The sequence below is a fragment of the Ruegeria sp. CDSC042 genome, assembly GCF_059610745.1.
Genome location: NZ_JBXWOF010000010.1, coordinates 88,014 through 112,195, shown reverse-complemented (window position 1 = coordinate 112,195; position 24,182 = coordinate 88,014). Strand labels below are relative to the sequence as shown.

The following is a 24,182-nucleotide window of genomic DNA, read 5'->3' as shown; positions in this document are numbered from 1 at the left end:
AGTACTTCCGGAAGTCGGAACTTGCCATACTGACAAATTGGTAATATTATTTTACCAAACCAAGGAGCCTGCCATGGAAATGCCAAAGCCAAGCCCTGATGTCCTGCGTCGCAAAGATGCGGTGGTGGCGCGCCTGTCGGGGGTTCTGCCGGACGACGCGATCATTCATGACCCGGCCGAGACACGCGCCTATGAATGTGATGCTTTGACCGCCTATAGATGCCCGCCGATGCTGGCGGTTTTGCCTTCGACCACGCAGCAGGTCTCGGATATCTTGCGCATTTGCCATGACGAAGGCGTGCCGGTGGTACCGCGTGGTGCGGGTACGTCGCTGGCCGGGGGCGCGCTGCCAACAGCTGATTGCGTCATACTGGGCGTGGCCCGGATGAACGACGTGCTAGAGATTGATTATGACAACCGATTCATCAAGGTCCAGACTGGGCGCACCAACCTGAGTGTCACCGGCGCGGTCGAGGAAGAGGATTTCTTTTATGCCCCCGATCCGTCGTCGCAACTGGCTTGCGCGATTGCGGGCAATATCGCGATGAATTCCGGCGGGGCGCATTGCCTGAAATACGGGGTGACCACGAACAACCTGCTGGGTGTGACCCTGGTGATGATGGATGGCTGCGTAGTCGAAATCGGTGGCGCTCATCTGGACGCGCCGGGTCTTGACCTGCTGGGGGTGATCTGCGGGTCCGAAGGGCAACTGGGCGTCGTCACCGAAGCGACCCTGCGCATCCTGCGCAAGCCAGAAGGCGCACGGCCCGTCCTGATGGGGTTTGATGACAATGAAATCGCAGGCCAATGCGTTTCGGACATCATCAAGTCCGGTATCTTGCCTGTTGCGATTGAGTTCATGGATCGCCTGTGCATTCAGGCCTGCGAAAACTTTGCACATGCCGGGTATCCGGAATGCGAAGCATTGTTGATTGTCGAGGTCGAAGGCTCGGAGGCCGAGATCGACAGCCAGCTGGCCAAGATTGTCGAGATTGCAAAACGCCACGATCCGGTCGAGCTGCGCGAGAGCCAGTCGGCGGATGAAAGCGCCCGGATCTGGTTGGGCCGCAAATCGGCCTTTGGCGCCATGGGGCAGATGAACGACTATATGTGCCTGGATGGGACCATCCCGGTATCGGCGCTGCCCGCCGTATTGCGCCGGATTGGTGAGCTGAGCGATGAGTTCGGCCTGCCGGTTGGAAATGTATTCCATGCCGGCGACGGGAACATGCACCCTTTGATCCTGTTTGATGCCAACAAACCCGGCGACCTCGAAAAATGTGAGGCGTTCGGGGCGGAAATCCTGAAACTTTGTGTGGATGAGGGCGGTTGCCTGACCGGTGAGCACGGTGTGGGAATTGAAAAGCGCGATCTGATGCATCATCAATATGCCCCTGCGGATCTTGAGGCGCAGATGGCGGTTAAGGATGTGTTCGATCCAGGATGGTTGCTGAACCCCGCCAAAGTGTTCCCGCTGGATGCCTCCGAATCCCGTCGCGACCCGCAAATGGCTGCAAATAGGCTCTAACAAAGAGAAATATGATGAAACCCACGTCAGAAACTGAACTGGCCCAGATGGTGGCCGGGTTGACAGGCGCCGTGCGTATCGCCGGCGGCGGCACCCGTGGTATCGCGGGGCCTGACGAAGTGATTGAGACCAGCAGGCTGACAGGCATCACACTGTATGAACCCGGTGCCCTGACGCTGGTTGCGCAGGCCGGGACACAGTTGGCCGAGGTTGAGGCCGCATTGGACGCCGAGGGCCAGCAACTGGCCTTTGAGCCGATGGACCATCGCAGCCTGTTGGGCACCCAAGGCGAACCGACCATCGGCGGTGTGGTTGCTGCTAACATCTCGGGGCCGCGCCGCATTCAGGCAGGCGCATGTCGCGATTTCTTGCTGGGGGTGCGATATGTCGATGGCACCGGGCAGGTGATCAAAAATGGCGGGCGGGTGATGAAGAATGTCACTGGCTATGATCTGGTCAAGCTGATGTGTGGGTCCTGGGGAACGTTGGGCGTGCTGACCGAAGTATCGCTGAAAGTCCTGCCCAAGCCAGAACACACAGCAACGCTGTCAGTGACCGTATCTAATGCAGAAGCAGCGATAAAAACGCTGTCCGCAGCGCTTAGATCTCCGTTCGAGGTCACTGGCGCAGCTTATGACCCGGAAGGCGAAAAGGCCTTAATTAGAGTCGAAGGTTTTGCCGATTCCGTCGCTTACAGAACCGAGAGGCTGACATCCGAACTGTCTGGGTTCGGCCAGATCGCAAATGTCGATGAACCGGCAACACTGTGGACGGCGATCCGCGATGTTCACGCGTTCCGGGGCAAGGCTGGCGACGTTTGGCGTCTGTCTGTCACGCCCGGTGACGCCCCGATGATCGCGGCGCGGGCCGAGGCTGAACAGGTGCTCTACGACTGGGGCGGGGGTCTGATCTGGCTGCGTCTTCCTGCGGGAACCGATTTGCGCGCGCGTCTTGGCACTTTTTCTGGTCATGCAACCCTTGTGCGCGGCGATGCGGAAATGGTCGAGCGGCTGGGCCGGTTCCAGCCTGAGAGTGTAGCTACACAGGCTCTAATAAAAGGCATTCGGGCGAGATTTGATCCCCGAGGGCTGTTTAACCCAGGGCTGATGGGGTAGGGTAATGCAGACAGATTTCACCGAAAAACAGTTGCAGGATCCGGCGATCCAGCGATCGAACCAGATCCTGCGCAGCTGTGTTCATTGCGGCTTTTGTACTGCCACCTGCCCGACTTATCAGGTGCTGGGGGATGAGCTCGACAGCCCGCGCGGACGGATCTACCTGATCAAGGACATGCTTGAGAATGAGCGTGTCCCGGATGAGAAAACCGTCAAACATATCGACCGCTGCCTGTCCTGTTTGGCCTGCATGACCACCTGTCCGTCGGGCGTTCACTATATGCACCTGGTCGATCACGCGCGCGAGTATATCGAGCAAAACTACAAACGCCCACTGACCGATCGCCTTCTGCGTTGGGTTCTGGCGCAGATTCTGCCCTATCCGACGCGGTTTCGCTGGGCCCTGATCGGGGCCAAGCTGGGCCGTCCCTTTCGGTTTCTGATGCCGGATGCGCGGCTGCGGGCGATGCTGGAGATGGCACCAAAACATATCCCTCCGGTCAGCCGCAACGATGACCCGCAACGCTTTGCCCCTAAAGGAGCGCCGAAAAAGCGCGTGGCACTGATGACAGGCTGCGCCCAAAAGGCGCTGAACACGGATATCAACGATGCCACGATTCGCCTGCTGACCCGGCTGGGCTGCGAAGTCGTTGTGGCCAAAGGCGCGGGATGCTGTGGTGCGCTGACCCATCACATGGGCAAGGTGGCTGACAGCCACAAAGCGGCGGCGGCCAATATACAGGCCTGGACCAATGAGATCGATGGCCAGGGGCTGGATGCCGTCGTCATCAACACCTCGGGTTGTGGTACGACCGTCAAGGATTACGGGCACATGTTCCGAAACGAGGATTTGGCGGCAGATGCCGCGCGGGTTTCGGAGATTGCCATGGATATCAGCGAATTGCTGGTGCAGCTGGACCTGCCCGGAGGCCAGCACAAGGGCATGACCGTCGCCTATCATGCCGCTTGTTCTTTGCAGCATGGGCAAAAGATCAAAAACCATCCCAAAGACCTGCTGAAGAACGCGGGTTTCACCGTGTTAGAGCCTTCAGACAGCCATCTGTGCTGTGGCAGCGCCGGGACCTATAACCTGATGCAGCCCGAAATCTCGGGTCAGTTAAAGCAACGCAAGGTTCGGACGCTTGAGGCTAAGAACCCCGATGTTATCGCTGCAGGCAATATTGGTTGCATGATGCAGATCGGTTCGGCCACGCAGATACCTATTTTGCATACGGTCGAGCTGTTGGATTGGTCCACCGGCGGGCCATTGCCGCGTGCGATGCAGCAGGGTCATGAGGTGGGAACGGCCGTGCCGATCCTGCGTTAGCTACCTGATGCAGGGCTGCATCAGGTAGACCGGGAAACGTGCTATACTGTCGATGCCCTATTTTCGCCGTACCTGACAGCTATGAACATATGCCGAAAGCAACGCCGGAGAACCGCTTGAGAAACTGGATCAAGGCTTTGGCGCTGGCACTCATACCGATGGCTGCAACGGCGCAGGATAGCGGGCTGAAGAGTCTGGACACCACCGATGCCGGGCGGGCCTGGATGGCTGTCGGGCGCTTGAATATTGACGGCGAAGCATTTTGCACCGCGACGCTGATTGCGCAGAACCAGGTGCTGACGGCAGCGCATTGTCTTTATGATAAGGCCACAGGCCAACGTATTGACCTGTCTAAGGTCGAATTTCTTGCCGCCTGGCGTCTGGGTCGGGCATCAGCCTATCGTGCGGCGCGCAGGGCGGTGATTCACCCCGATTACTTTTACGACGACGAAACCCCGACCAACCGGATCGGTAGCGATATTGCGCTGATCGAGCTATGGCAGCCAATCCGCAGTACCTCGGTCATTCCATTTGATACCGGCGATCGGCCCGTTCGCGGACAGGAAGTTGGGGTTGTGTCCTATGCGAAGGACCGCGCCGAGGCGCCATCACTGCAAGAGGTCTGCTCGGTCGTGACCGGCGTTTCCGAGGTTCTTGTCCTGTCCTGTGATGTCGAGTTTGGATCCTCCGGCGCCCCGGTATTTGCGTTCGAGGGCGAAAGACCACGGATCGTCTCGGTCGTGGCGGCCAAGGCGGAATTCAATGGCGAGCCTGTGGCCATAGGTACCGCAGTCGAGGTTTCGCTGCCTTTGCTGCGGAGTGAACTGTCCGCCGGGCGCGGATTCAGCGGCTCGGAAACCGGCGATTCGGCAAGCCGTCATATTGGCGCCAGGTTCGTCCGGCCATGATGCGATTTTGGGCAAGTCTGTTTTTATGCCTGTCTATGATGACAACGATGTCCCAGGCGCAAAGTGCAAAACGCAAACTCACCGACCGCGATGACCTATATGGCTGGGAGGCCGTCGGCCGCCTGGATATCGCCTCCGAGGGGTTTTGTACGGGTACGTTGATCGCACAGGATCTGGTACTGACCGCGGCCCATTGCGCCTTGGACAAAAGAACCGGTCAACCCTATGGGCCGGGGCAGGTAACCTTTCGGGCAGGGCTAAGCGACGGAACTGCGTTGGCAGATCGCAAGGTGGTGCAGATCGCGGCACATCCGGATTACACACGTTTCGCTCAACTGTCGCCCGATGCCGTGCGCGTTGATGTCGCGTTGATGCGGCTGGATCAACCGATCCCCTATTCCGTGGCTGATCCCTTTGCGTTGCATAACGGGCGCGTGGCGGGGGATGAGGTCAGCCTTGCATCGTATGGTCGGGGCCGATCGAATGCGATTACGCGGGAACGGTCCTGTAAAATCCTGCAGCGCTATCAGGGCCTGATCACATTCAACTGCGACATTACATTTGGGTCCTCGGGTTCGGCTCTGTTGGCGCGAAACGGTCCGCGCTGGCAAATACTTTCAGTAGTCTCTGCAGTTGGTACAGATGGTCGGCAGAAAGTGGGATTCGGTATGGAATTGCAGGAAATTGTGGCCGATCTGAAGGCGACTCTGCGCCGGGATGCCCCTAAACCAAAGGCGACAATAAAGCGATTGCAGGTGGGATCAGGCAAGTCGGATACCGGTGCGAAATTCATCAGCTCCGGAGGGGGTTGAACTCGGCCAGAACGTTTCCCATGTCAAATGTATCGGGTCGCCGCAAACGGGGCCTGAGACAATCGAACGCCCGTCCGATCGGAGGGCATTACGTTCATCGCTCAAACATGAGGATACGACATATGCGTACATTTGACTTTGCACCGCTGCACCGCGCCACTGTAGGTTTTGACCAGATCGCTGACATGATGGATCGCGTTCTGACCAATGATGTGGCTCAACCCAGCTATCCGCCCTACAACATCGAAAAAACCGATGTCGACACCTATCGTATCTCGGTTGCTGTTGCCGGTTTTTCCGAGGCCGATCTTTCGGTCGAAGTGAAAGAGAATTCGTTGGTCGTCGCCGGTAAGAAAACTGCGGAAGACAAAGATCGCAGCTATCTGCACCGCGGCATCGCCACCCGCGCGTTCGAGCGCCGTTTTGCCCTTGCCGACCACGTTCGTGTTACCGGTGCCAGCCATGAGAACGGCATGCTGAATATCGATCTCAAGCGCGAGGTGCCCGAAGCCCTGAAAGCCCGCCGGATCGAGATTTCGTCCAGCAAGGCCATCGAAAAGGATGTGGTTGACGCCAAAGCCGTAAACTGAGGCAGTCAGTCACCACGCCGCGGTAATCGTTCCTCTCTGGATTGCCGCACCATGCGCCCCGCGTTCCTCCAGACGCGGGGCGTTGCCTTTACGGCCAGCTGTTCAGTGAAGGTTTGGGCGGATCAGACCGACAGGCAGATGTATTTCATCTCCAGATAGTCTTCCATGCCGTGATGGCTGCCTTCGCGGCCCAAGCCGGATTGTTTGACGCCGCCGAACGGGCCTAACTCGGTTGAGATGATGCCGGTGTTCACACCAACGATCCCGTATTCCAGTGCCTCGGCCACTTTGTAAACGCGGCTGAGATCTTTGGCATAGAAATACGAGGCCAGACCAAAGATCGTGTCATTGGCCATGGCGATCACGTCGTCTTCATCCTCGAACTTGAACAGCGGTGCCAGCGGGCCAAAGGTTTCGTCCTGCGCCACTAGCATGTCCTGCGTCACACCGGTGACAATGGTCGGCTCAAAGAAGGTGCCGCCCAGATCGTGCGGCAGGCCACCGGTCAGGATTTGGCCGCCTTTGTCGGTTACATCCTTGATGTGTTCTTGCACCTTGGCAACGGCGTCATCATTGATCAGCGGTCCGGTGGTGATGCCTTCGTTCAGGCCGTCGCCGACGTTCAGAGCCTCGACCGCGGCCTTCAACTTGGCAGCAAACGCGTCATAGACACCGGCCTGCACATAGATGCGGTTGGCGCAGACACAGGTCTGGCCGTTATTGCGGAACTTGCACATCATCGCGCCTTCGACGGCGGCATCCAGATCGGCATCGTCAAACACGATGAACGGCGCATTGCCGCCCAGTTCCATCGAGCATTTCATCACCTGTTCCGCCGCCTGCCGCAGCAGGATGCGCCCCACCTCGGTCGAGCCGGTAAAGGTCAGCTTGCGCACGCCGGGGTTTTCGCAGAACTCCTTGCCGATTTCGCTGGCGCGCGACGAGGGCACCACGTTGAACACACCGGCGGGGATGCCTGCCTGCTGGGCCAATGCGCCCAGAACCAGCGCCGACAAGGGTGTCTCGGCGGCAGGCCGGGCGACAAAGGCGCATCCGGCTGCAAGCGCCGGTCCGGCCTTTCGAGTGATCATCGCATTGGGGAAGTTCCAGGGCGTGATCGAGGCCGCAACGCCGATGGGCTGTTTCAGCACCATGATGCGTTTGTCGCGCTGATGACCTGGAATAGTCTCGCCATAGATGCGCTTGGCCTCTTCGCCGAAAAACTCGATGAACGAGGCACCATAGCCGATCTCACCCACGGCTTCGGCCAGCGGCTTGCCCTGTTCGGCGGTCAGGATCTTGCCCAGATCCTCGGCGTTTTCCATCATCAGATCGTACCAGCGGCGCAGGATCACCGCACGTTCCTTGCCGGTCAGCTTGGCCCATTCCTTTTGCGCGGCCTCAGCCTGAGCGATGGCACCTGCAACCTGTGCACGGCTCAGATCGGCGACCTCGGCGATCACGTCGCCCCGCGCAGGGTTGGTGACGGAAAACGTCCCATTGTCACCATCGACCCACTGGCCGCCGATATAGGCCTTGGTCACCAGCAGATCGGGGTTTTTCAGAATGGATTTCAGGTCGGTCGTAGTATCCAGCATGGGTCGGACTCCGGCAGAAAAGGGTTTGCGCGCACCCAAACAGGTGGCGTCGCATTTGTCTATGTCCACTCGGCGGGCAGGATCAATCCAGATTTGATCAAATTCATCGTTGCAGAGTGCAGATATCTCGCCTGCGTGGCCTATCTTTTTCGATACGAAATTGTAAAAGTCTCGGTGATTTGAGGGCTCAAGGGGATGTAAATGAACATAACATTCCCTATCTTATTGGGTAAATAAAGAAAACAGGGGACAGCAGAGATGTCGAACCAGCAATTCGAAGCGTTGATTGAAGAAACACAGACGAAAGTGCGCGAAAGCCAGTCGCAGATCCAAGGGCTGACCTCGCGGATTGAGGCTGCACGGGCCAAGATTGGCACGGCCGAGGCGGATATCGATATCGAGAACGCCACTTTGGAAGATGTGCACGCCCATACCGAAGTCATGAACGCCAATATCGCCGAGCTGATCATGGGTCTGGATGACGTCACCAGCGCATTCTCTAAGGATTTTGACGAGATGCGTTCAAAATCCGGGTGGGAGACGTTTGTTGGCATCTTCTCGAAGGGTAAATCTGAATCGATGCGGCAGGAGCGGATGCGCACAGCCAGTATTGACGACAAGCTGCAGGACCTGATCGCCAAATCCGACGTGATCGTGAAGCTGCTGGAAGGGCAGCTGTCGGTGCTGGAAGAACAGCGCGTGAAGGTCGAAAACAACCTGACCGGCACGCTGGATGACCGTGAGGCCACCGTGGCCGAGTTGGAAGCGCTGCGGGCTGAGATTCAGGGCATGGACCCGACAATTATCACGCTGGAGAACAAGATCAGCGTCGAACAGGACGCCGCCGCGCGCACCCAGTTGGAGACCGAGCTGGCCGAGCTGAACAAGCAATACAACGCCAAGGTTCAGGAAGAGCAGGTCAAGCTGGCCAAAAGCCAAACGCTTGAGCGCTATATCGAAAAGGGCAAGACCTGGGTCGATTCCCTGCAGAACCAGGCGGCGACGCAGATGGTGCTGATCAACAAGCTGCAGACAGACACGCAACAGCGCGTAGTGCTGTATGACGCCCTGACCAAATCGCTGAAAACCGCGCAGCAGCAGGACGTGGCCCACCGCATCAACGAGATCGGCGTGCAGACCGACCAAGAGGCGCAAACCGCCATGGCCTCGATCGGCACCGCAACCAACCAGAAGATGGCCGACATGCTTGAGGCGCATGAGGACCACATGGTCTTTGCCCGCGATGTGCTGGAGAAAAAGGCCAAGGCAGATGAACGCTTTGCCCGCCGGTTTGCCTCGATTGTCGAGAAGCATGACAAGAATTTGTATGGTGGGTGAGCCCATTGCTCAAGATGACACGAGACATTTGTATATCAGCTTGGCTGGCGGCCTGGTTTGTCGCCATGGGATTCAGTCTAGTTTTCGAAGCTTACATGTTCGGGCTAGTTGCATTTTGGTCTTTGATGCCAGGGTTCTTTTTGATCCACCAATTTGCGCGGCTGACATCCGCTTCGAAAAAAGAAATGAGCCAAGAAATCAGCTTTGGCGAATCCATTCGATCCAAAAATTTATGGCTAAAATATGCGAAGGTATGGGCGCTGCCTTTCGCATGCATGCTTTACTTGTTCCCAAAGTTCTTGGAAGTGGGGGTGCCTCTGATCGTGGTTGTAGGGCTCGGTGCAATAAATTTTGTGGCTCAAGTAGATAGTTGCAGAAGAGAACTCTATCAGACGCGCGCCCAATGACTAACCTCACCCAAGACCATGTCGGCCTGACCGACACCCTCGCCTCGCGCCGCTATTTCCGCAAATTCGAGGTGATCACCGTCCACCTTCTGCGCGTGGCCGCAACGATGGAGGCTGAGGGCGCGATCAGCAAGCAAGAGGTGCGGACCGTGTCGCGCTATCTCTCGGGGCTGCTCTTCACCTTCCGCGCGCTATCCATGAAATACCTGCTGGTCGGGCGCGATACGGGGCGGTTCTTTGGAAGCCTCGCCATGGACAAGCGCGACAGTGGGTTTCCGGTGGCGGCCGAGCTGCTGACTATGGCCAACGATGCGCAGCAGGCGCAGGTGCATCTGGCGAATATGCCGTCCGAGGATGAGCTGAAAACCGACATGGTGCGCACCATTATCAGCGACCGGGAGATCCCGACCAAGCTGCAATTCGCGCTGTCCCAAAGGCTCTATTACGAGGAATTGCTGAAGGGTGAGCTGTTCTGGGCCCGTAATGATCCCGAATGTCACTGGATTGGCAATGAGGGCGAGCGGCGCAGGTTCCTGATCCACTGGGCCGTGTACGACAGCCAGATCAACCTGCCGGTCATCTACCTGATGGAGTTGGAGGATTCGGGGCGCACGGCCCTGCCCAAAGATCAACGCCGCTGGCCCGAAGTGCAGGCGCATCTGATGGCGCAATCCTTGGGTGGGTTGAAACTGGTGACCATCGCCAAAGGCTTTGATCAGGATTTCGACGACCTGCATCCCAAACACCTGCGCCGCATTCATGTGGGGCCGATGTATTCCTCGGCCTTTACCGAGCAATCCGGCCCGCTGCGGCAGGTGCTGGAGGATGCGAAATCCCCTGCGGGTCAGGATTGGGCATTGGCCTGGACCACTGAAGCGCTGCGAAGCGAGGATGTGATTCAAGAACGCTCAGGCTGGTTCGGGACTGTCGACCGCGAGGTTTTTGCGCTGGACCCATTCGGCGGGCAGGGGGCCGAGACGGGGGCGACACAAACCGAGCGCTCGATCATTCTGCCACAACGCCCGTTCCAGGTACTGGCCGAGCGCAACCCGCCGGGTTTTGCCGACGTGCGCAAGTTCGTCGTCAGCAAGACCGGGCAGGTGTTGAGATATTGAAGACAGTAAAGGCTATTTTGAGATGAGTTTGACGTCAGACCAGATGGAATTGCGCGAAGACGATATTCGCAACCACTACACTGCGGCCACCGCCTTGCTGAACGGGTTCGAGCACGCGCCGCGGATTGCCAAAGCGGTTGAGGCCGCGGTTGAGAGGTCGCCGGGCGTCTCCACAGGTCGGCGGTTTCGGTCCACCACACCTGGTTTGGTGACACGGCGGACTGTGCGGGCTGACGGGGTGCATCTGGTGGAACGGATCGAGGCGTCAGATGACGGCGATACGCTGGTTTCTCCGCCGCAGGCCACCACGCAACAGGCCATTCGCCGCGCCATCGCCATCGCTCTGGCCGTGTCAGAGGCCTATGCCGAACAAACCCCTCTGGCCGATCTGAAACGCGCAAACCTTGCGGGCGATCTGCCCGCCGCGCGCAAGACCGAATTCTCGGAACTGCTGACGGCGGAGGCTCTGATCACGTCCCACACCTTCGGAAATGCGCTGGCCTATCTGATGTCCTCACATCTGGGCGAGACCACAGTTGATGTCGGGGAAATCGAAGAAGTTCTGACCGACAACGGCCAGCTTGCCCTGCACGGCGCGCTGTGGGAGCTGGACCAAACCCTCGCCAAACACGCGCCCGATGATGCGCATTTGATCGCGGCCACCAGCGCCTATGCCGAGCAACTGATGGACAAGGCCGCCCTGCGCGCGCAATCCGCGGGCCATCTGGCCCCGTTCCAGAACGCCGCCTGGCATATCGAGGCTGACGATCTGACCATCCGAGGTTTTGAGCCGGCCTCCAAAGCTAAATCCACCACCCTGACCATGACGTTCAAGAAACCGAACGAGGTGGTCGGCAACCATATCGCCAAATATCAGGCGATGAAGCTGGCCAAGATGGTAATGGCCTATGATTTCGATCGTCGTCTGAACCCGTTCGCCGAGCTTGGCGGGTTCATCTTCACCTTCATGGGCGACGGCAAACCGGGCACCGGCAAGACCACCTTGATCCAGATGATGGCCGGGCTGATCAACGACTATTGCCAGAACGCCGGATATCCGTTCCGCTATCAGAACCTGAGCACCGACAATATCGACAGCTATCAGGGCAAATCCGGCCAGAACGCCAAGGCCTTTATCAACACGATCATCGACCCTTCGGTCATCGGCTTTGGCACCATCGACGACATCGACCAGCTGGCAGGCAAGCGCGGCGACCGACAGTCCTCGGCCGGGCAGTTGGAAATCACCGCCGTGCTGATGGAGAGCTTTGCCGGCGCCAACACCGTCGTTCGGGGCAACTGCACCTTTGGCATGTTCTCGAACTACCCCGAGAATGTGGACGACGCCCTGCGCCAGCGGGCGGGCGCGCGGTTCCTGGTGGACGGGCCGCAAACGCGCGAGGATTACATCGATATCCTGCACCTGCTGATGGGCCGCAACCACGACATCCCGCTGGGCGAGCACGAAGCCTATGCCGCGCAAGAGATCAAGAAGGCCGTCGCCGCCAGTTTCGAAAGTCATTCCCGCCCGCATGAAGAGGCTCTATTGCAGGTCTATGACCGGGTGTCCGGCGATATCGGTCAGTTGGACACGATTGCCAAGATGGGCAGCTATCTCAAGGCGATCCAACAGGCGGATGAGCGGTTCACCGGCCGCGCAATCAAGAACATCACCGACGCGGTCAAGGTCCGCGCGATGGATTTCGAACTGCCCGACGAATGGATGGAGAACCCCGACCTGTTCCTGTTCCGCGACTACGACACCAAGAAGGCCATGATCGAAGACCTGCGCCAGCCGATCACGGTCGAGATGGTGATACAAGAGATCAACCGCTACGCCGACAGCGAGTTCCGCTATGCCGACAAGAGCGACGAGGTCGCCATCGAAAACGCGGTGCGTGAGATGGGCCGGATGGAAGAGGCCAAGCGGCGATATCTGGAGGGGAAGGGATGAGTGAAATCCCAGTACACTTCAATGAATTTAGACTAACAAAGTCCGACCTTAGTTGGATGACCAAAGAAGAGATGGCCGTCCTAGGTACGCTGTCTTTTATCTGTAACGAACTAAACGTTTTCGCGCGATTTCTGAGGCTTACTGAGCAGCAGGTAGACGACATTGGCCCAGTTAAATTTGCGGCTGATCTGCAGTACAATGTGGTACTTAGAACCTTAACTTCTGAGGCTTTTGAGGCTCACGAGTTCCTCAGACAAGTGAGTAAGAAAGCTAAATCGGCAGATTCTGAGATTTTTGGGCTAGTTCAGAAAAAAGAGCAAAATATTAGTGAGTTAAAAAGCTCCGATGGCCGGGCAAAGAATCTAAATATTAGAAACGATGTGAGTTTTCACTACGATTTCGATTTGGCTAAAAAGAATATCAAAAGTCTGCCTGAAGACGCAGATGCGTCAGTCTACCTAAATTCTCTAGACTGTAATTCGTACAGTGTTTTGGGAGAACGGCTGATGTTCGTGGAGCGCCTGCGACGATTTTCCGATGCGGACAAGAAATTCGAAGATCCAGACGAGCTTGCGAAGAGTTGGATAGAGTGGTCTTCACAAGTCTTTTTTCTGATCATGGAACTACAATCGGAATTGATTGGTCTCGTACTGAGCAAAGTAGGAAAAGTGGCGAAAGAGACAAGTTACTTCGTAGAACCTGAGTTCATCGCAGCGGATAGTGACGCGGTGATTCCAGTATTTGTTCGGAGCGACGAATGATCCGCCTCATCAAAAAAGGCCTGATGTTCGGCAACCTCGTCCACATCTCCAGCCCGGCTCTGGTCGAGCGGTATAACCGCGCGTTGCGGCATCTGGCGGGTAAGACCACGGCGCTTTCGGATTTCCATGTCGATATCTCGGGCTATTCGCCGGAGGTGGGGATTGAGCTGGAGGACGAGCTCTACCTCAACCCCAACGGGGTCAACCGGCAGTTCATCCTGCTGACGACCGAGCAGAAACGCGCGCCACTGCTGAACGTCAAATTCTCGACCTCGCGCGATATCCTGCGCGAATTCATCGAGATGAACGAGGCGCAGCTGTTCGCCCTGACCGCCACCGATGCGGTGGCCGGAGAGCTGGTGAACTCGGTCATCAAACTCAGCACCCCGCGTGACCTGTTCAACATCCAGAAGATCGAGATCGAGGCCGATACTGCTGGCGGGACCCTGCGTAAAGCCGAGCGGCTGGCGGGCATGGTTGAGCAGTTCAAAACGGAAGAGGATGCCTGGTTCGACGACGTGCTGATCGCCAAGATGATTGAGACGGCCAAGGAAACCGGCGACGTCACCCGCAACCCGGTGCGTCTGCGTCATACCGCGTTCGAACAGCGCAATTTTTGGACAGCGCATTTCGGCGGGCTGTATCTGTTTCCAGACATGGATCACCCGGCGGCGATCTGTATGGGCGAAAAGCCCGACGATTTGAACATCAAATACACGTTTGACCCGTCGCAGCGGAACCAGATCGCCAAGTTCCTGGACTATAACGACCTGGTCGAACCCATCGTCAAAGCGCGCGGCGTGGATGCTGCTGCGATCCTGCAGCAAAAGATGGACTTCCTGACCGTCGACGCGGCCGCTGATGCCGGGGTCGATCTGACTGGCCTGAACCGCAGTGATATGCGTCGGCTGGCGCGCACCCACGCGGATCGGTTGCCAGAGGCCTATCATGGGCTGGCGCAGCTATTGCGTTGGGCGACGGATGGCGGGCGGTGGCCCCGGATCACCTCGGATCATTCGGCGTATTTCTATACGCTGCGGGCTGCCGATACGCCGAACCGTGATCTGGTGAACATGCTGCTGGCCGAATTGGCCCCACTGGACCCGCGCCAGATGTTCATCTGCCACAAAGAGCTGTTCTATAGCACCTACAAATCCTGGTCCGAGGCCAAGAAGGCCTATGTTGCTGATTTCCTCGCGCGTGAGTATCAGGTGGACAAGGCGGGTGCCCGCGCTGCCCTGTTCGGACATGAGCCGGATATGAGCGGTCGAGACAGGATCAGCGAAACCGTTATCGCCCGCGTTGGTCCCTGGGGCGCATTAGGAAAGGATTGAAATGTTCGGAGCGATGCGCCTGTTTCTGATCCTGCTAGTCATCCAGACCGTGGCCTATTTTGCCCTGTCGCTGTATTCACGCAGTGCGCGTCGCCGCAGGCTAGAGCGTTGGTGGGACGAAAAGGGCAAAACCGGAGACAAGGCAGCCTTTGTCGCACGGGGGCTGCACGTCTATGACAATTCGTTCCGGCGCAAATTGATCCTGGGTGTCTATGTTGTGCCTTGGGTAGCGATCGGGTCGCTGATCTACATTGTGAACTACATGTGAGAGGTAAAGCATGGCCTATTTGAAATGGGCATTCATTCTGATTTTCTGGGGAACGGTCGCCGTAATCCTTCAGTATTCTCTGCCGCAACGGGATGTGGTTCGGATCGTCAACACCTATGAAGAACGGCAGGACCTGAACGACTGGACCCGGATCTTCTGGTCCGAGCCCGATGATCAGTCGGCCAGTCTGTCGAACCGGGATGTACAGTTCATTCAGGCCGTACGTGCCAATGGCAAACCGATTGTGTATCGCAACGAAGATACCAGCTGGGGTTGGCCGCCCTATTTCAAATTCGACACTGCCAATTTGTATACCGAAGCCAATGACGCGATCTCGGACAAAAACGACCCGGACTGGGTTGCCGTGACGCATTATGGCTGGCGGAATGAGTTCATGTCGATCTTTCCCAACGCTGTCTTTATCAAACATGTCGATGGTCCGGATGCGCGTCTGATCCCTTGGTTCAACATCGTCTTCCTGACGGTCTTCTTTGCGATTGTCTGGGCAATCTGGGTGCGCTGGCGCAGGTTCCGTCAGGCGCGGATCGATCCGATGATCGAGAGTGTCGAGGATGGGTTGTATGCAACCGGCGACGCCATCGGCGAGCATCGCAACCGATTCCGCAAATGGTTGGACAGTTGGAAATCAAAATGACGTGAATTCCCGGCGGGTCTTGGGGCTGTGCGCCTACCGCCGGGATAGCCCTTCATCGAACGATGAACTCGGCGTGTAATGCTCCGGCCGCTTTGATCGTTTTCAGGATGTCGATCATGTCGCGGGGTGAGACACCCAAAGCGTTTAGCCCTGCGACGACTTCGGACAAGGTCGTGGCCTCGGGAATTTCCGCCAAACCGGTGCCTTCCTCTTCTTCGATACCGGCTACGGTACGCGGAACCACGACGGTTTCGCCTCGTGCGAACGGGTTTGGCTGAACCGCGATTGGGGCCTCTTCGACCGTCAGTGTCAGGTTGCCCTGCGAGACTGCCACGCGTGAGATACGCACTTCCTGACCCATGACAATCGTGCCCGAACGCTGATCGACTACTACTCGCGCCTTTGTTTCTGGCTCTACCAGGATGTTCTCAATGCGCCCAAGCGCATGCGCGGTCGAGATCGCCTGTGTCGCTGCAATATTCAGTTCGACCGTCCCGGAATCGCGCATGATCGCTACGGCCCGGTTGAATTCGGTATTGATTGCCTGCTCGATCCGACCGGCGGTTGTGAAATCCGGTTCACGCAGGGCCAGGCGCATTTGGGTCAGATCGGAAAGCTCAAAGTCGATTTCACGTTCGACCCGAGCTCCGGATGGGATCACACCGGATGTCGGAACCCCTTGGGTGACCGAAGCCGCATCGCCTTCGGCAACGGCGCCACCTGCAAGAACTGACCCCTGTGCCACCGCATAGATCTGACCATCTGCCGCATTCAGCGGTGTCATAATAAGCGTCCCGCCCAGCAAGCTTTTGGAATCGCCGATTGCCGAAACGGTGACGTCGATCTGTCCACCAACCCGCGAAAAGGGGGGCAGGCTGGCTGTCACAAGCACGGCGGCCACGTTTTTGGGGCGAAAATCCTCACCATTCACGTTCACACCAAGCCGTTCCAGAATATTGGACATGATCTCTTCGGTGAACGGAGAATTCCTGAGCCCATCGCCGGTTCCATTCAATCCGACCACAAGACCATAACCAACCAGATCATTGCCGCGCACCCCGTCGAAATCGACAAGGTCCTTCAGCCGGATAGCCCCGGCAAAAGACAGGCTTGGAAGCAGGATCAAGAGAATGGCAAGTAATCTCATCTCAGGAAATTCACCAACGATAGGTTCGCGTTGCGAACGGTGACAGAATACAGGCTTTCCAATTGAAATTGGACAGTCTGCAGTTGCACTGCGGTTTGATACGGGTCCGCGGCGATCAGAGAGTTTCGGCTGTATTCCAGGCTTGTACGCGCCGCCGCATTGCGCGTGGCGGCTTGTTCAATCCTGGCTTCGGCGGCGCCAACATCCGCCCGCAAATTCACTGTTCCGTCCTGCGTGTTGGCAAGCTCGCTCCCGAGTTGGGTGAATAAGGACGTCCGCAGATCATTCGGCAGTCCCAGACCATCGACCGAAACCAGGGCGGCAACGGCGATATCCCTTAACGCCGCTTTGAGTGTTGGATCGGTCGCAGTGATCGGAATGGAGACACTTTCGTTTTCCGAAATGCTCATCGGTGCCAGAGTTGTGTCTGCACCCTGATAGATAACCGCATCGAAACCCGCAGGATCATTGAACCAGTCTTCCGCAGCTTGTGTGATGTCCGTGAGTGTTGTCAGCCCCGTCAACTCAGCCTCTAACGCGGTCAACAAGGTATCCGCAGATGCCAGAGGCGACACATCGGTATCCACGCCGGAAAACAGGCTTCGGCCACCCGCTCGGGTGTTCAATGCCGACATGACCGTATCCAGCTCATTTCTGGCCTGGACAGAGGCATGCTCATGCGTGACCGCCTGATTGGAGGTCCCATATGCCAGTAAGGATGACGTCAGGCGCCCCACCGCGTCGTTGACCGTTGTAAGGCTTAGCTGCATGGCGTCAGTGAACAGGCCAGCTTCGGCTGTGGCCACCTGAAAGGCATCCAGGCGTGACAGGTTTCGATCCAAATCCAGAAGATAGGAATAATCCCCGTCCAGATGGCCGGAGACATCCTGCACTTTGCCTGAAGACATCTCATAAGACAGGGTTTCGATCTGATTTTTGATATCAGTCGCCCGCGATTTCAGGGTCAATCCGCGCGCTAGGTCGCCCATAGAGGTTACATTCATCATCACAGCCTCAACAATGTGTCCATAAGTTCATCGACGACCGAAACCAGTCTGGCATTTGCCGCATAGGCTTGTTCAATTTGCATTAGCCGCTGCAATTCCTGATCGGTATCGACGCCCTGTTCGGCCTCAATGGCCGTCATTTCCAGATTGGCGCTGTTTGCAAACACCCGCCGCCCGTCGGCCACATGGGCGTCCGAGCCAACCCGTGACAACAGCGCCTCGGAGATGTCGGCGGCGCGCATGTTTCCGGCCCCGAAAACTGAGCCTGCAACAGGGCGCTCGTCGTTCAGAATTGAGCTGAAGGCGCGCAGTTGGCTGGCATCTCCGGCGCTGCCGGGTGTGGCCGCACCCAGCCCGGCCCGTAGTTTCCAGCTCTCTCCTCCGGCGTCCGGGTCAACGATTGCATTCAGACTGATGCGAGAGGCCAATCCCGTCACCGATGCCGGATCAAACCGGTTGCCATCATCGGTGAACACGCCCGGATCCGTGGCCAGCGCGGTCGGATCCAGCCCCGGCGTTTCGAACCTTTCGATAAGATCGCGCGCAACGGCATCCAGATCGACCTGAGCCTCAACCGCGATTTCATCCCGAATCTGGAATTGGGCCATCAAGGCACCACCGCGAATTTGGGCGAAATCGCCACTGGTACGGACAGGGTTTCCGTTCATCTCAAGCCCGGACAACAACCCGTTTGCTAGGGTCATATGGGGCTTGGTGTCGCCGGTTGTCGAAAAGGAGAACTCGGCCGCAGTGTTTTCCAGCAATATCAAGCCGCCATCAGAATAAAGCGAGACCTGATCATTGTCCCTTTGAATCACATTTACAGGAACCAGTTCGTTGACCTGATCAATCAGGACCTGTCGTTGATCCAGTAGCCCACCAATATCGGCGCCGGTATACTTAATGGCCGGGATCTTGGCATTCAGCTCTTCAATATCCTTGAGGGTCTGATTCAGGGTGTCGACCTGTTTGCCGATGGACCGGTCCGCGTTGGATCGCATCTGACGCAACCCTTCAGAGGCTGCGTTCAGACCGCGTGCCAGATCCTGAGCCGTGCGCGCGACCTGGTCCAGTCGTTCACTGGAATCCGGCAGGCTTGCCGCTGTTAACAGGCTGTTGTCAAAATCAGCCAGTCGAACCGCAAGCGATGCGGGATCATCGGCGGACCCTACCAAAGATTCCAACCTTGTGTGAAAGTCTGAAATGGTGGTGTGGAAGGCCAGATCGGCATCCGTGGCCCGGCGGTTGGACGTGAGGACGGGATTCTGATGACGAATGACACCTACGGTACGCACGCCGTGGCCGGAAATCGTGTTGGTTGCCAGTTCCAAAGACCTGCGCGCGTAGCCGGGCGTCAATGCGTTTGCAATATTTTCGGACACAACCGCCGCACCGCGACTGGCGGCGGTCAGGCCGCCCAACGCGTTGTTCAATGCTGTGGACATATTCATTCTGCAGGTCCCTTTCCTGAATCAAAACCCTGATCAGCGTTTGATATTGGTTGTTTCCTGAAGCATCTCATCCACCGTTTGGATAACCTTTGCGCTGGAAGAGTAAGCCCGCTGTGTCTGGATCATCGAGGTCAGCTCGGTCGCCACATCGGTAGTGGATTCTTCGCGCGCAAAAGAAACCAGGTCGCCGGTTGGCCCGTCCCCCGCATTCCACAGAAAGAACGTCCCGCTTTCCCGGGATGGTGCATAGGTCTGACTGTCCAGCGCGGTCAGTCCATTTGGGTTCGGAACATCCGCCAATGGGATCTGGTACATGCGTCGGCTGACGCCGGTATCGTAGAACGCATAAACATACCCGTTTTCGTCAACCTGAACGCTGGTCATGGTGCCGACCGCCGAACCATCGCGCGTGATCGAAACTGGTGCAAATGTATCGGACAGTTGCGTGATTCCGTCGGCATCCCCGATTTCCCCTATATTGATCTCCATTGGGCCGCCGGCCACGTTCACCACAAGGCTGCCGGTTGCTGGGTCATATGCACCGCCGGTGACCGCAGTTACGCTGGCCAGCGTGCCACCCGCAGTTCGGCTATCGGTGAAGGTCAGGGTGTATTCACCGATAATGGTGCCGCCCGAGGCTGAATCGCGCATGATCATCGTCCATTCGTTACTGCTGCCGGTGGCCGGCACTGTAGGGACGAGTTCGATATCAACGCTTTCGGATTTTCCCAGATTGTCGAAATATTCAACGGACAAGGGTTGCATGTCGCCAGGGGAACCCGCATCCGTAGCGGTCGCGGGCAGGTTCATGCGCAGATTCATCTGCGTCGTGGGTGCGCCCGACAGTTGATTAACACTGAGCTGAATGGGTTCAAGCGCAGCTGGAGTGTCACGCGGAACCGCAGGGATGGTTCCATCCGCATTCGCACGCCAACCCAGCAGAACAAGCCCTGATTCGGTGACCAGATATCCTTCTTCATTGGTGCGGAACGACCCTGTCGTGGTCAGCAACATCTCATTCGAACCGGCCGCGATCTGAGAACTTGGTCGTACAGGCATCATGCCGCGCCCACGCACCGCAAGGTCGGTGGAGTTGTTGGTTGTCACCAGCGAACCGCGCTGGTCGATCAGGCGTTGGCTGGTGGTGCGAACGCCCCCAGCGGAATAGCTGCCGCCCTGGCCGGAGGTGACCATAGAATGGAAATCAGTTTCCACCCGTTTATACCCGAAGGTTGATGAATTCGCGATATTGTCCGAGATCGTCGCCAGCCGGTTTGCGTTGGCCTTCAAGGCGGCCACGCCAGCGTTCAGCGAAGAGGAAATTGTCATTGGCACGCCCTTCTGTTGCGTCAAATCTTGATGCAACAGCTAACGCGCTGGGCCTTAACAGCGCGCTAACAGGTAAAATGCCGTCTATCCTTTTATTCTCAGGTGCCGCGCAGAAAGATGATCTCGATCCTGTTGTTGCGTGCGGCCATCGGGTTTTCATCCGACAATTTTCGGTCGGCATGGCCGGTTACGCGCTCCAACCTGAGCGGTGCCACACCCTTGTCCTGCAGCATTTGGCGAACTTGCTGAGCGCGCGAGGTAGACAAATCCCAGGCCGGGTTTTTGGCCAGAACCACCGGCGAGGAACCGACATGCCCTCCGACCGCCATGTCATTTGTCACCAGATCAGAGGATCGGGCCACCAACAATGTCAGAGCACGCAGCATATTGGTTGGTTGGTTCGTCCCTGATTCGAACAGAGGTTGATCCTTGGTGGCAAAGAGTTCGACCACCAGACCCTCATCCGTCACGCGGGTGACGATATGTTTGAGGACTTTGTCGGACACCATGCTTTCGCCGGTTCGCCCCATAAGCTCTGATTCCAGTGAGGAAAAGTCTTCGACCGTTTCTTTTCCGCCGCCGTCCGAGCTGACGCCAACCGATCCACGCGCTTGTCGCGCGGGCGTCGGGCTGCGTTTGCTGGCGCCGGTCCCGTCCATGACCAGAGTTTCCTCAGAGAACATGTTATTGCCGCCAAAGGCCCCATCGCCGCCACCCGAAACCGGGTTTATGGGAATGGTCGGCGAGAAATAATCCGCAAGCCCTTTGCGTTGTTGTTCCGTTGTTGCATTCAGCAGCCACATCAACATGAAGAACGCCATCATGGCCGTGACAAAGTCGGCATATGCGACTTTCCACGCGCCACCATGGTGACCATCGCCACCTGACACACGTTTCTTCTTGATGATGACTGGCGCCACATTGGATTGCGCACCCATCTCCACCACCTTTTTATCACCCAGTTACAGGGGTAGCCGGGCAGGTCTTAAGGTGGGCTTAACACTTAAAACTGTCTTGAATTCCTCACTGCGGTAATGCTGCCCCGGCACGGCGCAGAATCAGTTGCAGGTGGTTGAAACTGTTGCTGATTCCGTCCGGCTCGGCCTTGCCGAAAAAGGCATCAAGCTCGTCATGAACCCGGACTGCCTGATCCAATAACGGGTCTGCCCCCTCGGCATAAAGCCCGGCTTTGATCATAACCTCGGATTGCTCGTAACTACCAACCAGCCTGCGGGTTTCCGAGATCATCCGGTTTTCCGCCTCGGAGGCAGCTCCCGGCAGGCTGCGTGAAACTGACCGGCTAAGGTCAATGGCGGGGAAACGGCCGCGCTCGGCGATTTCGCGGCTCAGGACGATATGCCCGTCCAGAACGCCACGCAGAATGTCCGCTATCGGTTCATCCATGTCCGAGCCCGCAACCAGAACGCTGAAAACTGCTGTGATATCACCCTGATCAGCCGTGCCCGGCCCGGTTCGTTCGCAAAGACCAGCGATCAAGGGCGTGACCGAAGGTGGGAACCCGCGCAAAGTGGGGGCCTCACCCATCGCAACGGCGATTTCGCGGTGCGCCTCGGCAAAGCGGGTGACCGAATCGGCCAGAAACAGGACGTTCAGCCCCTGATCCCGCAGGAATTCCGCGACTGAAAGTGCCGACCATGCACAGCGCCTGCGGGCCAGTGCCGACTGATCCGAGGTTGCCGCCACAACCACAGATCGTGCCAACCCCTTGGCTCCAAGCGCATGTTCAACGAACTCATTGACCTCACGACCCCGTTCGCCGACCAGAGCGACCACAACCGCGTCTGCCTGCATCGACCGCGCCAGCGTGGCCAACAGGGTCGACTTGCCGACCCCTGACCCGGCGAACAGGCCGATACGCTGCCCCTGCACCACAGGTAACATGGTGTTCATAATGCTCAGCCCGGTTTCCATCCGTGCGCCCAGCGGTTTGCGGACAACGGCAGGTGGTGGATTTTGCAGGATGTCTCGTTCCTGAGTGCCCGACAGCAACGGCTTGCCGTCCAGCGGTTTGCCGAAGGGATCAATGACCCGGCCCAGCCAGTGCAGCCCGGGGGAAAATGCCGGTGTCTGATTTAGAATCACCCGATCACCCAAGCAAACCCCATCGGGTGCAGCGGCGGGTAACATGTGGATCAGATCCGATTCGACATGCAGAACTTCACCCGCCAGATCAGGGCCGCTGCGCCGCCGCAGGGTCAGGTTGTCGCCGATGCGGGCAACGTACTCCAACCCCTCTATTTCTATGACGCCGCGCCCAACACTGGCCACGCGGCCCATATGACGCATGGCGGACAGACGGTCGAATTCGCATTTCAGAAGCATCGGGTCGAGATCGGTCATCGTGGGTTCTCCAACGGGTTTCTGAAAACGGTTTCTAAAGGAATCGGGGTTAAGCCTTGATTGAAATTGATCGAGGGAGAAGCCCCGATGTTCTCTGACCTGAACGTCTTTAAGACAGCGTACGCAATGGCAGCCCATGCCGGGCAACGGCAGTCTGTCATTGCGCGAAACATGGCAAATGCGGATACGCCGGGTTATCAGCCCCGCGATATCGAGACCTTTCAGATAGCTTTCGAAAATTCCGGGCGTGAGGTTGCGATGACCGCCACGCGGGCCGGGCATCTGAACGGCGCCGCCGCAGCCCAACCCTGGGCCGAGTTCGATGCCGCGCCCTCGGGCGATCCCAACGGAAATGGTGTTTCTCTTGAGGAAGAAATGCTCAAAGCGGTCGAGGTCAAGCGTCAACATGATCGCGCGCTGGCGATCTATAAATCCTCGATTGGCATGCTGCGCACCAGCCTTGGTCGCGGGTGAGGAGGGCTGAGAGATGAGCGATTTTTCCCATTCCCTTTCCGCCTCGGCCAGCGCCCTGCGCGCGCAGGCGGCCCGTTTGCGGCACGTCTCCGAAAACATCTCGAATGCGGATACGCCGGGATATCGGCGCAAAACCGTGCCGTTTGAAGCGGTCAGCAAAGACGGCGCGCAAATGGTCGAGACCGGGCGCGTTAAGCTTGATCGCCGCGACCTGGCCCGCATCTATGACCCGGGCCACGCTTTGGCCGATGAGACCGGCCATTATCGCGGGTCCAACGTTGATCTGATGATCGAAATCGCTGACGCGCGCGAAGCGCAGCGCAGCTACGAAGCCAATCTCAAGATGTTCGACCAGACACGACAAATGTCGTCGAGCCTTATGGAACTTCTCAGAAAATAAAGGACACCAGAATGGATATCCGATCCCTGACCGCCGCGCAGAGCTATGCCGTAGCGCGGCCCGCTACGCAGCCCGACCCCGACCTTGCCGGAATGGCACAGGGGTTGCGCTCAACCTTTCAGGACTTTGCCGCAACATTGAAACAGTCCGAGCAGATGTCCGGCGCGGCGATGACCGGCCAAGCCGATCCGCACGCGCTGGTTCAGGCGTTGGCGCAGACCGAACTGGCCGTCGAAACCGCCGTCATCGTGCGCAACAAAGTGGTCGAGGCCTATCAGGAAATCCTGCGGATGCCGGTCTGAT

24 protein-coding genes are annotated in these 24,182 nt (G+C 57.7%); 17 read left to right on the top strand and 7 right to left on the bottom strand.

Annotated features, from left to right (window positions below; translation table 11 throughout):
• Positions 1-73 precede the first annotated feature (73 nt).
• The 6 genes from AC2FHX_RS17835 (at position 74) to AC2FHX_RS17810 (ending at position 6,280) form a co-directional block, all read left to right on the top strand.
• Positions 74-1,528, top strand: a complete 1,455-nt coding sequence (locus AC2FHX_RS17835) for an FAD-linked oxidase C-terminal domain-containing protein (protein ID WP_496703049.1) — start codon at positions 74-76, stop codon at positions 1,526-1,528.
• Between the two features lie 14 nt (positions 1,529-1,542).
• Complete coding sequence (locus AC2FHX_RS17830; protein WP_496703051.1) at positions 1,543-2,643, top strand: FAD-binding protein; 1,101 nt, start codon at positions 1,543-1,545, stop codon at positions 2,641-2,643.
• A 4-nt stretch (positions 2,644-2,647) separates the two neighbouring features.
• The gene (gene glcF / locus AC2FHX_RS17825) at positions 2,648-3,970 is read left to right on the top strand and encodes a glycolate oxidase subunit GlcF (RefSeq protein WP_496703052.1); all 1,323 of its coding nucleotides are present in this window, start codon (positions 2,648-2,650) and stop codon (positions 3,968-3,970) included.
• A 116-nt stretch (positions 3,971-4,086) separates the two neighbouring features.
• A complete protein-coding gene (locus AC2FHX_RS17820) occupies positions 4,087-4,878 on the top strand; it encodes a trypsin-like serine peptidase (RefSeq protein ID WP_281973552.1) in 792 nt (263 codons plus the stop codon).
• 38 nt (positions 4,879-4,916) lie between these two features.
• The gene (locus tag AC2FHX_RS17815; protein ID WP_496703054.1) at positions 4,917-5,690 is read left to right on the top strand and encodes a trypsin-like serine peptidase; all 774 of its coding nucleotides are present in this window, start codon (positions 4,917-4,919) and stop codon (positions 5,688-5,690) included.
• Positions 5,691-5,812: 122 nt separating this feature from the next.
• Entirely contained in the window at positions 5,813-6,280 is a 468-nt protein-coding gene (locus tag AC2FHX_RS17810) for an Hsp20 family protein (RefSeq protein ID WP_142638359.1), read from the top strand.
• A gap of 122 nt (positions 6,281-6,402) precedes the next feature.
• On the opposite strand, the gene AC2FHX_RS17805 is transcribed toward AC2FHX_RS17810, so the two are convergent.
• The gene (locus AC2FHX_RS17805) at positions 6,403-7,878 is read right to left on the bottom strand and encodes an NAD-dependent succinate-semialdehyde dehydrogenase (protein ID WP_496703056.1); all 1,476 of its coding nucleotides are present in this window, start codon (positions 7,876-7,878) and stop codon (positions 6,403-6,405) included.
• Positions 7,879-8,136: 258 nt separating this feature from the next.
• Here AC2FHX_RS17805 and AC2FHX_RS17800 point away from each other — a divergent pair, with 258 nt between their 5' ends.
• The 8 genes from AC2FHX_RS17800 to AC2FHX_RS17765 are packed head-to-tail and all read left to right on the top strand — an operon-like array spanning position 8,137 to position 15,710.
• A complete protein-coding gene (locus AC2FHX_RS17800) occupies positions 8,137-9,216 on the top strand; it encodes a coiled-coil domain-containing protein (protein ID WP_271950875.1) in 1,080 nt (359 codons plus the stop codon).
• Positions 9,217-9,230: 14 nt separating this feature from the next.
• Positions 9,231-9,623 (top strand): hypothetical protein, encoded by a 393-nt coding sequence (locus AC2FHX_RS17795; protein ID WP_281995567.1) that lies wholly within the window; start codon positions 9,231-9,233, stop codon positions 9,621-9,623.
• The gene (locus AC2FHX_RS17790) at positions 9,620-10,738 is read left to right on the top strand and encodes a hypothetical protein (RefSeq protein WP_496703058.1); all 1,119 of its coding nucleotides are present in this window, start codon (positions 9,620-9,622) and stop codon (positions 10,736-10,738) included. Before AC2FHX_RS17795 ends, AC2FHX_RS17790 begins: the two co-directional genes overlap by 4 nt.
• Before the next feature lie 22 nt (positions 10,739-10,760).
• Positions 10,761-12,692: an AAA family ATPase gene (locus tag AC2FHX_RS17785; protein ID WP_496703060.1), complete on the top strand. Its 1,932-nt coding sequence runs from the start codon at positions 10,761-10,763 to the stop codon at positions 12,690-12,692.
• Complete coding sequence (locus AC2FHX_RS17780) at positions 12,689-13,453, top strand: hypothetical protein (protein WP_496703062.1); 765 nt, start codon at positions 12,689-12,691, stop codon at positions 13,451-13,453. The genes AC2FHX_RS17785 and AC2FHX_RS17780 overlap by 4 nt, the downstream gene beginning before the upstream one ends.
• A complete protein-coding gene (locus AC2FHX_RS17775; RefSeq protein ID WP_282022191.1) occupies positions 13,450-14,787 on the top strand; it encodes a DUF6638 family protein in 1,338 nt (445 codons plus the stop codon). The genes AC2FHX_RS17780 and AC2FHX_RS17775 overlap by 4 nt, the downstream gene beginning before the upstream one ends.
• A 1-nt stretch (position 14,788) precedes the next feature.
• Complete coding sequence (locus AC2FHX_RS17770; protein WP_282022190.1) at positions 14,789-15,055, top strand: hypothetical protein; 267 nt, start codon at positions 14,789-14,791, stop codon at positions 15,053-15,055.
• 10 nt (positions 15,056-15,065) lie between these two features.
• Positions 15,066-15,710 (top strand): DUF1523 family protein, encoded by a 645-nt coding sequence (locus AC2FHX_RS17765; protein WP_496689870.1) that lies wholly within the window; start codon positions 15,066-15,068, stop codon positions 15,708-15,710.
• Between the two features lie 52 nt (positions 15,711-15,762).
• On the opposite strand, the gene AC2FHX_RS17760 is transcribed toward AC2FHX_RS17765, so the two are convergent.
• The 6 genes from AC2FHX_RS17760 to AC2FHX_RS17735 all read right to left on the bottom strand — a co-directional run bounded on the left by AC2FHX_RS17760 (position 15,763) and on the right by AC2FHX_RS17735 (position 23,005).
• Entirely contained in the window at positions 15,763-16,857 is a 1,095-nt protein-coding gene (locus AC2FHX_RS17760) for a flagellar basal body P-ring protein FlgI (protein ID WP_496703064.1), read from the bottom strand.
• Entirely contained in the window at positions 16,854-17,861 is a 1,008-nt protein-coding gene (locus tag AC2FHX_RS17755) for a flagellin (RefSeq protein ID WP_496730994.1), read from the bottom strand. Before AC2FHX_RS17755 ends, AC2FHX_RS17760 begins: the two co-directional genes overlap by 4 nt.
• A gap of 2 nt (positions 17,862-17,863) precedes the next feature.
• The gene (flgK, locus tag AC2FHX_RS17750; protein ID WP_496703068.1) at positions 17,864-19,315 is read right to left on the bottom strand and encodes a flagellar hook-associated protein FlgK; all 1,452 of its coding nucleotides are present in this window, start codon (positions 19,313-19,315) and stop codon (positions 17,864-17,866) included.
• 33 nt (positions 19,316-19,348) lie between these two features.
• Positions 19,349-20,644, bottom strand: a complete 1,296-nt coding sequence (locus tag AC2FHX_RS17745) for a flagellar hook protein FlgE (RefSeq protein WP_496703069.1) — start codon at positions 20,642-20,644, stop codon at positions 19,349-19,351.
• Positions 20,645-20,742: 98 nt separating this feature from the next.
• Complete coding sequence (locus AC2FHX_RS17740; RefSeq protein ID WP_496703071.1) at positions 20,743-21,582, bottom strand: flagellar motor protein MotB; 840 nt, start codon at positions 21,580-21,582, stop codon at positions 20,743-20,745.
• An 85-nt stretch (positions 21,583-21,667) separates the two neighbouring features.
• Positions 21,668-23,005 carry a FliI/YscN family ATPase gene (locus AC2FHX_RS17735; protein ID WP_496703073.1) on the bottom strand — a complete coding sequence of 446 codons (1,338 nt, stop codon included), beginning with the start codon at positions 23,003-23,005 and terminating at the stop codon, positions 21,668-21,670.
• Between the two features lie 87 nt (positions 23,006-23,092).
• Here AC2FHX_RS17735 and AC2FHX_RS17730 point away from each other — a divergent pair, with 87 nt between their 5' ends.
• From AC2FHX_RS17730 to fliE, 3 genes are read left to right on the top strand one after another with little or no spacing between them, the layout of a single operon-like run.
• Positions 23,093-23,479, top strand: a complete 387-nt coding sequence (locus tag AC2FHX_RS17730; RefSeq protein WP_496703074.1) for a FlgB family protein — start codon at positions 23,093-23,095, stop codon at positions 23,477-23,479.
• Between the two features lie 13 nt (positions 23,480-23,492).
• Positions 23,493-23,879: a flagellar basal body rod protein FlgC gene (flgC, locus tag AC2FHX_RS17725; protein ID WP_496697353.1), complete on the top strand. Its 387-nt coding sequence runs from the start codon at positions 23,493-23,495 to the stop codon at positions 23,877-23,879.
• Between the two features lie 11 nt (positions 23,880-23,890).
• Positions 23,891-24,181, top strand: coding sequence for a flagellar hook-basal body complex protein FliE (gene fliE / locus AC2FHX_RS17720; RefSeq protein ID WP_142638325.1), 291 nt, complete (start codon positions 23,891-23,893; stop codon positions 24,179-24,181).
• The last annotated feature ends 1 nt before the right edge of the window (position 24,182 follow it).

Coding starts and splice junctions, on each gene's coding strand:
- AC2FHX_RS17810 (WP_142638359.1), top strand. CDS start 5,813: ATGCGTACATTTGACTTTGCACCGCTGCACCGCGCCACTGTAGGTTTT.
- AC2FHX_RS17770 (WP_282022190.1), top strand. CDS start 14,789: ATGTTCGGAGCGATGCGCCTGTTTCTGATCCTGCTAGTCATCCAGACC.
- AC2FHX_RS17740 (WP_496703071.1), bottom strand. CDS start 21,582: ATGGGTGCGCAATCCAATGTGGCGCCAGTCATCATCAAGAAGAAACGT.
- AC2FHX_RS17780 (WP_496703062.1), top strand. CDS start 12,689: ATGAGTGAAATCCCAGTACACTTCAATGAATTTAGACTAACAAAGTCC.
- AC2FHX_RS17795 (WP_281995567.1), top strand. CDS start 9,231: ATGACACGAGACATTTGTATATCAGCTTGGCTGGCGGCCTGGTTTGTC.
- AC2FHX_RS17765 (WP_496689870.1), top strand. CDS start 15,066: ATGGCCTATTTGAAATGGGCATTCATTCTGATTTTCTGGGGAACGGTC.
- AC2FHX_RS17745 (WP_496703069.1), bottom strand. CDS start 20,644: ATGACAATTTCCTCTTCGCTGAACGCTGGCGTGGCCGCCTTGAAGGCC.
- AC2FHX_RS17805 (WP_496703056.1), bottom strand. CDS start 7,878: ATGCTGGATACTACGACCGACCTGAAATCCATTCTGAAAAACCCCGAT.
- AC2FHX_RS17735 (WP_496703073.1), bottom strand. CDS start 23,005: ATGACCGATCTCGACCCGATGCTTCTGAAATGCGAATTCGACCGTCTG.
- flgK (WP_496703068.1), bottom strand. CDS start 19,315: ATGAATATGTCCACAGCATTGAACAACGCGTTGGGCGGCCTGACCGCC.
- AC2FHX_RS17835 (WP_496703049.1), top strand. CDS start 74: ATGGAAATGCCAAAGCCAAGCCCTGATGTCCTGCGTCGCAAAGATGCG.
- AC2FHX_RS17790 (WP_496703058.1), top strand. CDS start 9,620: ATGACTAACCTCACCCAAGACCATGTCGGCCTGACCGACACCCTCGCC.
- AC2FHX_RS17830 (WP_496703051.1), top strand. CDS start 1,543: ATGAAACCCACGTCAGAAACTGAACTGGCCCAGATGGTGGCCGGGTTG.
- AC2FHX_RS17815 (WP_496703054.1), top strand. CDS start 4,917: ATGACAACGATGTCCCAGGCGCAAAGTGCAAAACGCAAACTCACCGAC.
- AC2FHX_RS17785 (WP_496703060.1), top strand. CDS start 10,761: ATGAGTTTGACGTCAGACCAGATGGAATTGCGCGAAGACGATATTCGC.
- AC2FHX_RS17760 (WP_496703064.1), bottom strand. CDS start 16,857: ATGAGATTACTTGCCATTCTCTTGATCCTGCTTCCAAGCCTGTCTTTT.
- fliE (WP_142638325.1), top strand. CDS start 23,891: ATGGATATCCGATCCCTGACCGCCGCGCAGAGCTATGCCGTAGCGCGG.
- AC2FHX_RS17775 (WP_282022191.1), top strand. CDS start 13,450: ATGATCCGCCTCATCAAAAAAGGCCTGATGTTCGGCAACCTCGTCCAC.
- AC2FHX_RS17755 (WP_496730994.1), bottom strand. CDS start 17,861: ATGAATGTAACCTCTATGGGCGACCTAGCGCGCGGATTGACCCTGAAA.
- glcF (WP_496703052.1), top strand. CDS start 2,648: ATGCAGACAGATTTCACCGAAAAACAGTTGCAGGATCCGGCGATCCAG.
- AC2FHX_RS17730 (WP_496703074.1), top strand. CDS start 23,093: ATGTTCTCTGACCTGAACGTCTTTAAGACAGCGTACGCAATGGCAGCC.
- AC2FHX_RS17800 (WP_271950875.1), top strand. CDS start 8,137: ATGTCGAACCAGCAATTCGAAGCGTTGATTGAAGAAACACAGACGAAA.
- flgC (WP_496697353.1), top strand. CDS start 23,493: ATGAGCGATTTTTCCCATTCCCTTTCCGCCTCGGCCAGCGCCCTGCGC.